This window comes from Paenibacillus sp. FSL H8-0048, assembly GCF_038002825.1.
GTDB lineage: Bacteria > Bacillota > Bacilli > Paenibacillales > Paenibacillaceae > Paenibacillus_AQ.
Genome location: NZ_JBBODF010000001.1, coordinates 5,131,014 through 5,143,857 on the forward strand (window position 1 = coordinate 5,131,014; position 12,844 = coordinate 5,143,857).

Annotated in this window: 8 protein-coding genes; 5 read left to right on the forward strand and 3 right to left on the reverse strand. The window is 55.5% G+C overall.

Annotated features, from left to right (window positions below):
* Positions 1–33: 33 nt before the first annotated feature.
* Positions 34–3,219: an efflux RND transporter permease subunit gene (locus tag NSU18_RS22010; protein WP_341150057.1), complete on the reverse strand. Its 3,186-nt coding sequence runs from the start codon at positions 3,217–3,219 to the stop codon at positions 34–36.
* 59 nt (positions 3,220–3,278) lie between these two features.
* Positions 3,279–4,193, reverse strand: coding sequence for a TetR/AcrR family transcriptional regulator (locus NSU18_RS22015; RefSeq protein WP_341016108.1), 915 nt, complete (start codon positions 4,191–4,193; stop codon positions 3,279–3,281).
* Between the two features lie 183 nt (positions 4,194–4,376).
* On the opposite strand from NSU18_RS22015, the gene cls reads away from it, so the two are divergent.
* The gene (gene cls / locus NSU18_RS22020; RefSeq protein WP_340751264.1) at positions 4,377–5,885 is read left to right on the forward strand and encodes a cardiolipin synthase; all 1,509 of its coding nucleotides are present in this window, start codon (positions 4,377–4,379) and stop codon (positions 5,883–5,885) included.
* 66 nt (positions 5,886–5,951) lie between these two features.
* Here cls and NSU18_RS22025 read toward each other — a convergent pair whose 3' ends face one another.
* Positions 5,952–7,499: a phospholipase D family protein gene (locus tag NSU18_RS22025; RefSeq protein WP_341150058.1), complete on the reverse strand. Its 1,548-nt coding sequence runs from the start codon at positions 7,497–7,499 to the stop codon at positions 5,952–5,954.
* Positions 7,500–7,786: 287 nt separating this feature from the next.
* Here NSU18_RS22025 and NSU18_RS22030 point away from each other — a divergent pair, with 287 nt between their 5' ends.
* The 4 genes from NSU18_RS22030 (at position 7,787) to NSU18_RS22045 (ending at position 12,842) form a co-directional block, all read left to right on the forward strand.
* Complete coding sequence (locus NSU18_RS22030; protein ID WP_341150059.1) at positions 7,787–8,704, forward strand: MerR family transcriptional regulator; 918 nt, start codon at positions 7,787–7,789, stop codon at positions 8,702–8,704.
* 223 nt (positions 8,705–8,927) lie between these two features.
* The gene (locus tag NSU18_RS22035) at positions 8,928–10,475 is read left to right on the forward strand and encodes a phytoene desaturase family protein (RefSeq protein ID WP_341150060.1); all 1,548 of its coding nucleotides are present in this window, start codon (positions 8,928–8,930) and stop codon (positions 10,473–10,475) included.
* Complete coding sequence (locus NSU18_RS22040) at positions 10,472–11,992, forward strand: phytoene desaturase family protein (RefSeq protein WP_341016114.1); 1,521 nt, start codon at positions 10,472–10,474, stop codon at positions 11,990–11,992. The genes NSU18_RS22035 and NSU18_RS22040 overlap by 4 nt, the downstream gene beginning before the upstream one ends.
* The gene (locus tag NSU18_RS22045; RefSeq protein WP_341016116.1) at positions 11,985–12,842 is read left to right on the forward strand and encodes a phytoene/squalene synthase family protein; all 858 of its coding nucleotides are present in this window, start codon (positions 11,985–11,987) and stop codon (positions 12,840–12,842) included. Before NSU18_RS22040 ends, NSU18_RS22045 begins: the two co-directional genes overlap by 8 nt.
* Positions 12,843–12,844 lie beyond the last annotated feature (2 nt).

Below are 12,844 nucleotides of genomic sequence, written 5' to 3' on the forward strand. Positions count from 1 at the left end.
TCCAAATAACTGAAACTGAAGTTCATCCCCTATTTATTCGTAAGTTTTCTTACTCCGGAACTTCATCAGGAACTCATACACCACCGGTACAACGACCAGGGTCAGCAGCGTGGAGCTGACCAGACCGCCGATGACGGTTACGCCAAGCCCCTTGGAGATAATTCCGGCGCTGTTCTCAAGGCCAGTAACCAGTGGCAGCAGAGCGCCGATGGTCGCGAGCGCAGTCATGAGAATCGGGCGAAGACGCGTAGCGCCGGCTTCAAGCAGCGCCTTGCGGGTAGACATCCCCTCATGCTCCTTATGGATGACGCGGTCAATTAAGACAATGGCATTGGTGACCACGATCCCGATCAGCATCAGTGCGCCCATCAGTGCCGAGACGTTCAAGGTCTCGCCAGCCAGGAGCAGGGCGACCAGAGCGCCGATGACTGTGAACGGCAGGGAGAACAGGATGGCGAACGGTGCCAGACCGCCGCCGAAGGTGACTACGAGCACGAAGTATACAATCGCTATAGCCGCCAGCATGGCGATGCCAAGCTGCCCGAAGGTCTCATTAATCTGCTCGGTGACTCCGCCGAAGGTGATGGTTACGCCTTCCGGGAGATCAAGAGCGTCTATTTTGTCCTGCACAGTATTGGAGGCACTATTAATGTCACTGGAGATAATGTCGGCGGTTACCTCGACTTTCATTTTGCCGTCTTCGCGGGTAATGGAGTCCGGTGACTGGCCTTGCTTAATGCTTGCTACCTCGCCAATCGGGACGGTAATGCCCAGCGGCGAAGTGAGCGTGGCGGCCTTCATTTCTTCTATGCTGCTGTAGGAATCCTTGTCCGTCTCAATGTAGACCTTGTAATTCTTGCCGTCCAGCTCTACCTCAGTCAGTACAGGCCGGGTTCCGGCAGGACTCAGTTTCATCGCAAGCTGTCCGGCGGTTAAGCCGAGTGAGCTAAGTCTGGCCTGATCCGCCACGATGGTATATTGATCATAGGCTTCAGAGAGACTGGTCTTCCCGTCTTTGAAGTTCTTGGTGTCTGCTTGAACGATTCCGGCAATTTCATCTGCCACCGGTTTGAGCTGCTCCAGCGTATCGCCGTAGATATTGACAGTGAGAGTGCTGCCGCCGAGCCCGCCTCCGGCCATGCCGGACAGATCGCCCCACACGCCATCCGGCACCTCTTTGGTCAAGCCTTCAATTAACTTCTCCTTCACGGTATCAAAATCAGGCGTATTGCTGTCATACGTGACATAGAACAAGCCTGAATTGCCTGAGCCCATTCCGAACGGGCCGCTGCCGCCGATGGAATACTGCATTTTGTCCAGATGCTTCTGGGCCAGAATGAACTTCTCAGCCTTCAGGCCCAGCGCTTTCACATCCTCCAGCGTCTGCCCGGCCTTCGGGGAGAAGGTAAGCGTAACATTCTTCTCTTCCTGGGAAGGCAGGAAGCTGACGCCGATCGGCTTGATCAGGAACAGGCTGCCAGCCAGCAGCAGGACAGCAACACCCAAGGTAATCAGCTTATGCGAGAGACACCAGTCCAGGATGCGGACATACCCGCCCGCCAATGCGCCGGGCTTGTCTTCGTGGCCCTTTTTCCCCTTCTTCAGTCCATTACGGAACAGGGTATGTGCAAGCGCAGGCACCAGGGTAATGGCGACTACCAGTGAAGCCAGCAGCGCGAATACCATAGTGAGGGCAAACGGCAGGAACAGCTCACCGACCATCCCGCTGACAAAAGCGAGCGGCAGGAAGACGGCAATCGTCACAATGGTTGAGGACATGATCGGTACAAACATCTCACGGGTAGCCGCGCTGATCAGCTCTCTGCCGCGCAGCTTCTCGCCGGACAGCGTTAGCCGCCGGAAAATGTTCTCAATGACGACGATGGAGTCATCGACTACCCGCCCGATGGCCACGGTCATGGCGCCGAGCGTCATCATATTCAATGTAATATCCATTTGCCGCAGGCATAATATCGCAATCAGCAGTGATAATGGAATCGAGATAATGGAAATAATGGTAGAGCGTATATTGCGCAGGAACAGCAGGATGATAAGCACGGCGAATAGGGCACCGAAGGCGGCCTTGGACAGCATCGTGTTCACCGAATCCTCAATCGGCTTGCCTTGATCCAGCAGCACGGTGAGGTCCATCGACTTATATTGTTTCTTCAGTTCCTCGGTCTTGTCCTTGACCCCGTTCACGACATCAACGGTGTTGGCGTCATTGGCCTTCACAATCTGAATCCCGATGGACTCCTTGCCGTTGGTGCGGGAGATCGATTCCGATTTGCCGACCACTTCAATAGCGGCAAGCTCGCTCAGCTTCACGGTCGGAAGTCCGGTCATGGCAGCCGCGCCAGCGCCGTTACTGCCAGCCGCAGCCCCGGTACCGCCAGTGCCGCCAGCCGCAGCACCGCTTGAAGCTGCGCCGCCAGCGGCCCCGGCACCCGCGCCGGCAGCGCCAGGGGCAGAGGGAACCAGCGGAATGCTGACATTCTTGAGGTCCTCCACAGTAGTAATGTTGCCGTCCACGACAACAGCCTTCTGTGCTTTGTCCATCTCGAACAATCCGAGCGGCACCCGCAGGGAGGAAGCCTGGATGATGCCTTTGATCGTATCCTCGGTCAGTCCGTACTGCTTCAGCTTCTCCTGATTGAATTTCAGGGAGACTTCTTTGACATATTGTCCGGCAATCTGCACAGAGGCGACACCTTCAATATCCTCCAGCGCCGGGCGGATATCATTCTCGGCAACCCGGGTCAGCTCCTCCAGATCGCCGGAGCTCTCATCCGAGATACTGAGGGAGATGACCGGCAGCGAGCTGAGGCTGAAGCGGGAGATTTGCGGCTTTTGCACCCCATCCGGCAGCTTCACCTCGTTCAGCGCTTCGCGGACTGCTGCTGTCGCGTTGTCCAGGTTGGTGCCGTAGTTGAATTCAATAGTGACACTGGAGGCATTCTCAAGAGAGGTGGAGGTCAGCATTTTGACCCCGTCCACATTGCGGAGCTTCTGCTCCAGCGGCTTGCTGACATCATTCACGACGCCTTCGGGTGCGGCTCCGGGATAAATAGTAGTAATGCTGAGATAAGGGATACTAATGTTAGGCAGGGTCTCCTGCTTCATAGTCATTCCGCTGAACAGACCGGCGAAGACAATAATGATCGTCAGCAGCCAGACGGCGAATTTGTTGCGGAGTGAGAAATTAATTAAGCTTTTCATCAGTAAAGGGAACCTCCAGTACAATTATTCTTGATTTTACGGGCGTGCCGTATCTGTCCTTAATGAAGTCCGCAGGAAGTGTGCATATAAGGTGTGAATTCTTTCTTCAATTGGCTAAGCTCAACGGATAGCCCGGGGTACCCCTCAAGATTGGCAATCATCCCTTGAATAATCGCTTTCCGTGGCCGGGTGGTGAGGATTTCGCTCTCCAGAATGCCCAGAGACTCCAGACCGTCTTCGGCATGCTCCGGGCTGATTCCGTCCGCTTCACTAAGCCGGAGCTTCATTGCTTTGATCAGCTGAAGCGGGCTCTGGCGCGGACCTTCTCCTTGGCCCTCGGCCCAGCCGGCCAGGACTGCGGAAGAGATCAGAGGGGCGGGCTGCCCGGCAAGCAGGCCGGCGGCCATAATGTCCAGCCAGTCCACCAGCCGGTCAGCCAGCTCAGGGATGGAGAGGGCGGTCTCGCGGCCGAACAGCAGCTTGATGCTGGAGCTGATCATGCCGTGGCTGAGCACGCATAGCTCGCCTGCATAGGGCATAATCTCTGGCCCGTACATGAGCTCCAGCTTCTGCTGGAACCAGCGCAGCAGGGCGGCGTTGTTCTGCTTCACCCAATCGGGAATCTCGGCCACACCTCTGCCAGCCACCTCCTGGAATTGGCGCTGCAGGAATTCGCGCAGCTCGTATACATGACTGAGCAGAATTTCGAGCTGGTTGCGCAGCTTCTCCCGGGGCTCTCTGTCTGCGGCCTGCTCCTCCTGCTGCAGAGGAGCATGAATCATCCGGAAGCAGTAGATGTATATGCTGAGCTCCAGCTCTTCTTTAGATTTGAAGATCAGATATAGACTTCCTTTGGAGATCCCGCATAATTCGGCAATTTCCTGCATGGAGGTGGAGGAGGAGCCTTTTACAGCGAACAGCTGCATGGCGGTCTTGATGATTTGTTCTTTTTTGTTGATGCTTTTAGCGGTCAAGGCGATATAAGCCCCCGTTCTGACTAGACAGTTCTGTATTTGACTGATTGGTCAGGGAGATTATATTATATATCCTGCAGCAATACAAATTTGCAGGTTTCAGTAGGAAGAAACGGATTCTTCATGTAAGATATACATGTGTCATTTTGGTGATAATCGGCGGAATGAGAAGGTAGGGTATCTATGAGAAGAGGTCTGCAGGCCATAGTCATTATAGCGGCTTTTGTGGCTTTCTATTATTTTGGATTTGGGATTTTCGGCAGCACCGCCGGAACCATTATCAGTATTTTTTCCACATTGACGGTCATCTCCATCGGACTCGGTATCTTCATGGAGAACCGCAATCCCTCTACCACCGTATCCTGGATTCTGCTGCTTGCGCTGATTCCGGTGCTGGGGCTGGTGTTCTACTTCCTGTTCGGACAGAATGTGTTCAAACGGCGCAAGTATGACAAAAAAGCCCAGCGCGATCTCATGGCCTATGAACGGATTGAGAATGACGCGCTGCGGATGCACCAGGATTGGTCAGTGTTCAGCCCTGCGCGGCAGAAGCTGCTGGGTCTGTCGCAGAGACTGGGCCGGACGCCGATTTCGTTCAGCTCGGAGACGCGCATTTTAACCAACGGTGAAGAGACCTTCGGTACGCTGCTGCTGGAGCTGCGGCAGGCGCAGCATCATATCCATATGGAATATTATATTTTCCGGGCAGATCATATCGGCACGCGCATTCAGCAGATTCTGATTGAGAAAGCCCGTGCGGGCGTGGCGGTCCGGTTCATGTATGATGCGGTCGGGAGCATTCAGCTCTCCAGAGCCTTCCTTAAGGAGCTTAGCGATGCGGGGGTGCAGGTGGCTGCTTACGGCAATTCCACCTCCTTTTTCTCCAGCCGGGTGAATTACCGCAATCACCGCAAAATCGTGGTCATCGACGGCGATGTCGGCTTCATGGGCGGGCTGAATGTCGGGGACGAGTACTTGAGCCGCAGCAAGACCTACGGGTTCTGGCGGGATACACATATGCTGCTGAGAGGCGAAGCGGTACGGACGATGCAGATTATTTTCCTGCAGGACTGGATGCACACGACCGGTGAGAAAATCCTGGAGCAGGATTACCTCTCCCCCCAGCTTCGCTTCACGACCGGGGACGGGGCGGTGCAGATTATTGCCAGCGGCCCGGATAATGAGCGGCGTGCGCTCAAGAATATTTTCTTCTCCATGATAACTACAGCGGAAAAATCCGTCTGGATCGCCAGTCCCTACTTCATCCCCGATGAGGATATACTGACTGCGCTGCGTGTGGCGGCGATGTCGGGGCTGGATGTCCGCCTGCTGTTCCCGGCCAAGCCGGATAAATGGATTCCGTTCCTGGCCTCCCATTCCTACTTCCCGGCGCTGCTGGAGTCCGGCGTGAAGATCTATGAATATGAGAAGGGCTTCATCCACTCCAAGCTGCTGATTGCCGACGGGGAGATTGCTACAATCGGAACGGCCAACATGGATATGCGCAGCTTCCATCTTAATTTCGAGGTGAACGCGCTGCTGCTGCAGACCGAGAGTGTCTCGCGCATTGTCGCAGACTTCGAGCGTGACCTGCAGTCCACGCGGCAGATTGTCCATGAGACCTTCATGGAGAAAAGACTGCTGGAGCGGCTGCTGGAATCCGCTGCCCGGCTGATGTCTCCGCTGCTGTAAGCGGACGAGCAGATCGAAAAACGGTACCGGCCTTTTGGGGCACGGTACCGTTTTTTCTTTTTCCATTCAGAAGGTGGTGAATCCAAGCCGGGTCTGTATCCGGTAGAGGATATATTTCAACCAGGTGGCGTCACTCTGATATTCCTTCAGCGGCAGGCTATATTCAGCGCCCTCGTTGTTCCATAGCCGCTTGAAGTAACCCTCCACCTCCGCATGCAATGGCTGCTCCCGTGGAACAGACACCCAAAGGTCATTCTCCAGATTATAATCGTCCAGATTCCGGGCTGTGAAGTTCGTCGATCCGCCGAGCAGGATGGAGTCGCCTGATGCCTTGGCAATAAACAGCAGCTTGCTGTGATACTGCTCCTCGCCCGTGTTGTACCAGTGGATCAGGATATTTCCTTCCGAGCGGCGGTCCAGGTCCATCGCAACCGGGCGGTTCGGGATGCCGATTTTGTCACGTCCGAAGGCATTCTGGTTAGGATCAAGCAGCAGTCTGACCTGGGCACCGCGGGCATCTGCAGCAAGCAGGGCATCAATAATTTTGTCGTCCGCCAGATAGAACATCCCCATCCAGATGACATCCCCGGGTCCTGCAGCAGCGATTCCTTCCAGCGCATATTTGTACACCTTGCCTTCGGTCAGATAGCGGACCTCAAGCGGGGCTTCTCCGGATACGACGGCAGGCTGCTTGAACTTGGGAGGCTTGCTTAGCAGGGGGCCGGCTCCCGACAGATTAGCCGCTGCCTGCTCACTCCGCAGAATATCCTCCTGAATAGGGCCCTGCACCTCCAGAGCGATGTTGGAGTGATAAGCGCTGGCGTCATGTACATTGCCGGAGGAGATCAGAGCGGTGTTCTCGCTCAGCACGACCTTGCGGTGATTGGCTTTGACATTCAGCAGCTTCAGATAAGAACGGGCGGTAATGTCCGGTCCTCCGCTGGCCATCAGATTCGGAATCCAGCCGTTGCCGGATTGCCCGAACCACTGGATGAAGGTACGCCAGACCGCCGAATAAGCGGGAGTCGAATCACGCAGATAATCCACATCCGTAATAATGACCTTGATCCCGGCCGCGCTCATCTCATCCAGAAGGGCGTTAGGTGCAGAGCCGTAATTCGTATTCACCTCATCGGTGATGAAGACGATCTCCATGGCGGGATGAGCGGCTTTCTGGGCAAGCAGCTTATCGGTAAGCTGTCGGCTGACAGCGGGGAACTGCTGGTCTGTATGGGTATAGTTATTGAACAGGAACAGATCAATCACAAGGAATTGCCGGGATTCTTCAATAATCTGCAGGATTCTGGGCAGAATCTGTTCTTCCCTCGCCTGCTTGCCGCTGTTGTCCTGATAAGTCAGGTCATGCCAGAAGGCAACCGTATTGACCTTGTAAGCAGGGCTTTCCGCAGAAAGTCCGGGCGGCAGCGGCTTATGGGTCTGATAGAGCATCACCCCGGCCAGCCAGAGGAGAAGAAGGATCAGGGCAATCAGGAGCTTGGAACGGCGGCGCAGGAAGAGCTGCGTCTGGCGCTTGTGGCGGGATGCCGTAATGGCACCTGAAGCCAGCGTAATCTGTAATTGTTCGGGTGTGACGGGATGGCGGCCTTGATTCATATTCATCCTCCTGGGTCTGCTGCCGGGCCAGAGTGGCTATAGGGTGGCCCGGCATTGTAAGTACCTATAACGCCCGTTAAGGAGAAGTGAAGCAGCTGAGTGTAAAATCCCTGAAAAATCTAGTGTTACAAAAAGCCCTCCATTTCATCCGCACTGTACCGGCAAGCTGCATCATACAAGTTCTGGTGACATAACACGGAAGCGATTGTATAATGAGTGTAAATAATTTGTATAAGGTTTGAATCTTCAAAGTATTCAGTGTAAACAGGAAGCGAGTGAGAACCATCGTGTATTCCATCAAACAGGTCGTCGAAATGCTCGATATTCCCTCTGTCACTCTGCGGGCGTGGGAGAACCGGTATCAGGCTGTCGTCCCGGAACGTACCGAGTCCGGCTATAGACTGTACAACCAAGAGAATATTGAGGACCTCCGCTGGTTGAAGGAACAGACCGATAAACCGGGCATCAGTATCTCACATGCTGTGCGGATGCTGAAGCAGCATAAGCAGAAGGACCTGGATGAACGGCTGGCCGTTGCGGGCGGTGACCCCAAGGATGCCTTGGACAAAATGAGGCAGCAGATCTATGCAGCCCTGCTCGACATCCAGGGTGAGCGGGCCGACGCCCTGATCGATTTCGGGTTCTCCCTGTATGGCTATGAGGCGATGGTCCATCAGGTGCTGGTGCCCGTTCTGGTGAAGGTTGGTGATGCCTGGGAGCAAGGGACGGCAACCGTTGCCCAGGAGCATTATATGACACATATGATCTCGAACCGGCTATCCCAATTCTTTCATGTGTTCCCGGTGTATGCCCATTTGCACAAGGTGCTTGCCTTCTGCCCGGCGGGAGAGCATCACCAGGTCGGCCTGCTGCTGTTCTCGCTGTTCCTGCGCAGGAACGGGGTTGAAGTCATCTATTTGGGGTCCAATACCCCCGAGGACGGTGTGATGGAGCTGCTGGCGAAGCAAGAGCGGATCGGAGCTGTCTGCCTGTCCGTTACGAATGGCACGCTGGTCTCTTATACGGAGGAGCTGCTTGAGCGGTTGGGTGGACTATACCCCGAGATGCAGCTCATTGCGGGCGGCAAAGCCTATGAGGGAATCAGCCTCCAGGATACCAACGCCACCTATGTGATGGCGGAGCCGCCGGAGCAGTGGCAGGCCTGGTTCGATCAGGAATATGCCGGAAGCCGGCATAGGGCGTAGCTTTTGCAGCAATTATAGTGAATTTTAATAGAGCATGCGATTCCATAGGAACCGGTCAGAACCCTTGTACAGGGCTGGCCGGTTCTTTTGCTATGGATAAGTCTAGCAACCAAATTGCTGGAAGTGCGGCGGATGATATTTACATGGCCCGGCAAAGTATGTATGATACTTGTATCACTATTGTATAGTTTTTGTATAATGTTTGAACGAAGGAGGATATCGCTTGATCCGAACCACAGATACCGCAAAAGTCGCAGTAATCGGCGCAGGGCCGGGCGGGCTGGCCGCCGCCATGCTGCTTGCCGCCGAAGGATATGAAGTAGATCTCTATGAACAGCAGGCGGCTGTTGGCGGAAGATCAGGAGAATTGAAGCTGGGAGACTACCGTTTTGACCGGGGAGCCACCTTCTTGATGATGCCTCATTTGCTGGAGGAGCTGTTCGCTCTGGCCGGGCGTTCTGTGCATGATTATGTTGCACTTACGCCGCTTGATCCGCTGTACTCTCTGCATTTTGGAGATACCGTATTTACGCCTTCTACGAACCAGGATCAGACGGCCGAGCAGATTGAGCGGCTGTTCCCCGGCAATGGCAGCGGCTACCGCAGATTCATGGCTGAGGAAGCCGGCAAGCTGGAGCGGGTGATTCCGCTGCTGCAGCGTCCATTTCAATCATTAGGAGATTATGTCAAAAGAGATGTGTTCCACGCACTGCCCAAGCTGAATGCTACAGACACTGTGTACAACCGGCTGTCCCGTTATTTCGATGATGAGCGGCTGCGGTTCTCGTTCACGTTCCAGGCCAAGTATCTGGGGATGTCGCCCTGGGAATGTCCGGGCACCTTCACGATTCTGTCGTACATGGAGCACCGTTACGGCCTGTACCATCCGGCGGGCGGAATTAACCGCGTGCTTCAGGCTATGGCTGAGGTCATCCAGGAGCATGGTGGGCGGGTCCATACCGCAAGCGGAGTGAAGCGCATTATCGTCAAGGACGGGCAGGCCGCAGGCTTGCTGCTGGAGAATGGGGAGAAGGTGGATGCGGATTATATTGTGATTGGAGCAGATTTTGGTTCTGCAATGACACAGTTGTTCGAGCCCGGACTTTTGAAGAAATATACGCCTGCCAAGATTGCCCGCAAAAGATATTCCTGCTCCACAGCTATGCTCTATCTCGGTGTGGATGGAGAGGTGGACCTGGGTCATCATTCGGTTCATTTCGCGGACGATTACCGGCGTAATGTCAGAGAGATCACCGAGCTGGGCGTGCTGTCGGAGGATGCTTCTATTTATATTCATAATCCGTCAGTTATCGATAAGACACTGGCGCCTCCCGGTAAGTCCTCGCTCTACGTGCTGATGCCGGTGCCTAATCTGAGTGCCGGTATCGACTGGGACCAGGAGCGTGCGGAGGTGGAGGACTGGATGATGGAGCGGCTGGAGCAGATTCCGCAGCTGGCCGGAATCGCCGGACGGGTGGAAGAGAGCCTGTTCTTCTCTCCGCTGGACTGGCAGAACCAGCAGAATGTATACAATGGAGCCACCTTCAATCTGGCCCATAATCTCGGGCAGATGATGCATCTGCGGCCGCATAATACCTTCGAGGAGGTACGCGGCATCTGGCTGGTCGGCGGGGGAACCCATCCGGGCAGCGGCCTGCCCACGATCTTTGAGTCGGCCAAGATCAGCACACGGCTGCTGCGGGAGCATGACCAGGCTGTACGGGGGCGGTTCACCGTACAGGCAGGCGCAGGCGCGGGGGTTCCGCTATGAGCCGCGTTGCCATTGTAGGCAGCGGAATCGGCGGGCTGACGGCAGCGCTGCTGCTTACCCGTCAGGGGCATGAGGTGATTATTTATGAACGGGCAGCCCAAGCAGGCGGCCGGGTGGCTTTTGAAGAGCAGGACGGCTACCGGATTGACCGCGGTCCTACCATTGTGCTGCTGCCGGAGATGCTTCTGGGTATTCTGGAGGAAGGCGGCCTTCCGCGATCCAGCCTGGAGCTGCTGCACTGTGATCCGCTCTACCGGGTTCACTTCAGAAGCGGGCGGGTGCTGACCAAATTCGCGGATGCTACGGCGCAGGCGGAGGAGATTGACCGGCTCTATCCCGGAGAGGGCAAGGGCTTCACCCGGTTCATGAAGGACATGTCGGTGCTGTATCCGCAGGGGCGGACCTCGTTCCTGGAGCGGGGATATGCAAGCGGGCGGGAATTCTTCAGTCCGGCTAACCTGTCGCTGATGGTCCGCCTGCGTGCTTACCGGAATCTGCGCTCTGCTATCGGCCAGTATTTCCGCAGTGAGGAGCTTAAGGATGCGTTCTCCCTTCAGAGCTTGTATATTGGAGGAGCACCCTTCCGTACACCTGGCATTTACACCATGCTTCCTTACGCCGAGCATGCCTTCGGCATCTGGATGCTGAAGGGCGGATATGGGACGCTGCCACAGATCATGGCCCGGGAGCTGGAAAACCGCGGGGTAGAGATTCATACGGGCACAGAGGTGGAATCCCTGATTGTTGAAGAGAGCCGCTGCTGCGGAGTTGTTGTTCAGGGGCAGTCAATTTCCTATGATGCCGTTCTGTACAATGGGGATTTCCCGAATGTCGAGCAATTGCTGCCTCCTGGTGTGTTCAAGCAGGAACAGGCACCGGTTGTGACGGCGAATATGGGCAGAGCCGTAACAGCTAAGGCCATAAAACGCGGCACCTGGAAGCCCTCCTCGGGCTGTCTGCTGATCTATGCAGCCACGGATAAGCGCTGGCCGGATTCGCTGGTGCACCAGTTCTTCCTGCCGGACAGTCTGAACAGCAGCCTTCACGAGCTGTTTGACCGGGGACAAATTCCCCAGGATTCATCTTATTATGTATTTAATCCGGCAGCACTGGACGATAGTGCAGCCCCTCCCGGACAGAGCGTGCTCTATTTCCTTGTTCCAGTCCCGGCGGCGCCGGACAAGAACTGGGAGGAAATAGCCGGAGCACTAGCCGATACAGTCATGTCGGATGCCGAGAAGCGGGGCTTCCCCGGGCTTACCGCGAGTGTGATCTGGCGCAGACTGAGAACGCCTGCCGATGCGGAGCAGGAAGGAATGTACGGCGGGGGCAGCTTCGGTATTGCACCGCTGCTGAGCCAGTCGGGAGTATTCCGGCCCCAGCCGAAGCCGTATCCGCTTAAGGGGTTCTATGCCGCTGGTGCTTCCGTCCATCCGGGCGGCGGTGTGCCGATTGTGATGCAGGGAGCGAAGCTTGCCGTTCAGGAAATGATAAAGGAGATGAGCGTACATGGATGAAAGGATACTGCAGCAATGTGAGGAACTGATGAAGAAAGGGTCCACTTCGTTCCATAAGGCGTTTGATGTTCTGCCAAGTCCCAGGCGAGAAGCGGTGCATGTTATTTATGCCTTCTGCCGGATTATAGACGATAGTGTGGATGAGCCGGAAGGCGCGCCGTACAGCATCCATGAGCTTCGGGAGCATTTCATGAATTTGGAGCAGGCGGACGGGCATTTCATCTGGCCGGCGCTGCGCTGGCTGTTCAGCAGCTTCCCGCAGCTTCAGCGTGAGCCGTTTCTATTGCAAATGGAGGGACAGCTTAGAGATCTTACCTTCACAGCCTATGACACGATGGAGCAGCTTAAGGATTATTGTTATCTTGTAGCGGGAACGGTAGGGGAGATGCTGCTGCCTGTTCTGCGGGAGGATCAGAGTGAAGCGGCACGGACCTCGGGAATTGCGCTGGGGATAGGAATGCAGCTGGTGAATATCATCCGCGATGTAGGTGAGGATCTCAGAAGAGGACGCAGATATGTGCCGCTTGAGGTGATGGACAGACATGGCTACAGCCAGCAGGAGCTGGAGGACGGAGAGGTCAATCACCGGTTCACCGCTGTTATTCAGGAGCTGCGGACAGAAGCGCTGGACTGGTTCCGGCAAGGACTTGCGCATGTGGATAGTTATCCTTTGGAGAGCGGTCTTGCCATTGAGCTTGCCGCATCCTTCTATGCTGCTATTCTGGATGCTGTGGAGGCAGACGGGTATGATGTTTTCCGCAAAAGATCCTATGTCAGCGATGAAGCCAAGCTTCAGCTGTTCCAGCGTACGGTCGTGCGTTATGCCGGTGTAAGAACTGCGGTGGTCTGACC

Coding starts and splice junctions, on each gene's coding strand:
- cls (WP_340751264.1), top strand. CDS start 4,377: ATGAGAAGAGGTCTGCAGGCCATAGTCATTATAGCGGCTTTTGTGGCT.
- NSU18_RS22040 (WP_341016114.1), top strand. CDS start 10,472: ATGAGCCGCGTTGCCATTGTAGGCAGCGGAATCGGCGGGCTGACGGCA.
- NSU18_RS22010 (WP_341150057.1), bottom strand. CDS start 3,219: ATGAAAAGCTTAATTAATTTCTCACTCCGCAACAAATTCGCCGTCTGG.
- NSU18_RS22045 (WP_341016116.1), top strand. CDS start 11,985: ATGGATGAAAGGATACTGCAGCAATGTGAGGAACTGATGAAGAAAGGG.
- NSU18_RS22025 (WP_341150058.1), bottom strand. CDS start 7,499: ATGAATCAAGGCCGCCATCCCGTCACACCCGAACAATTACAGATTACG.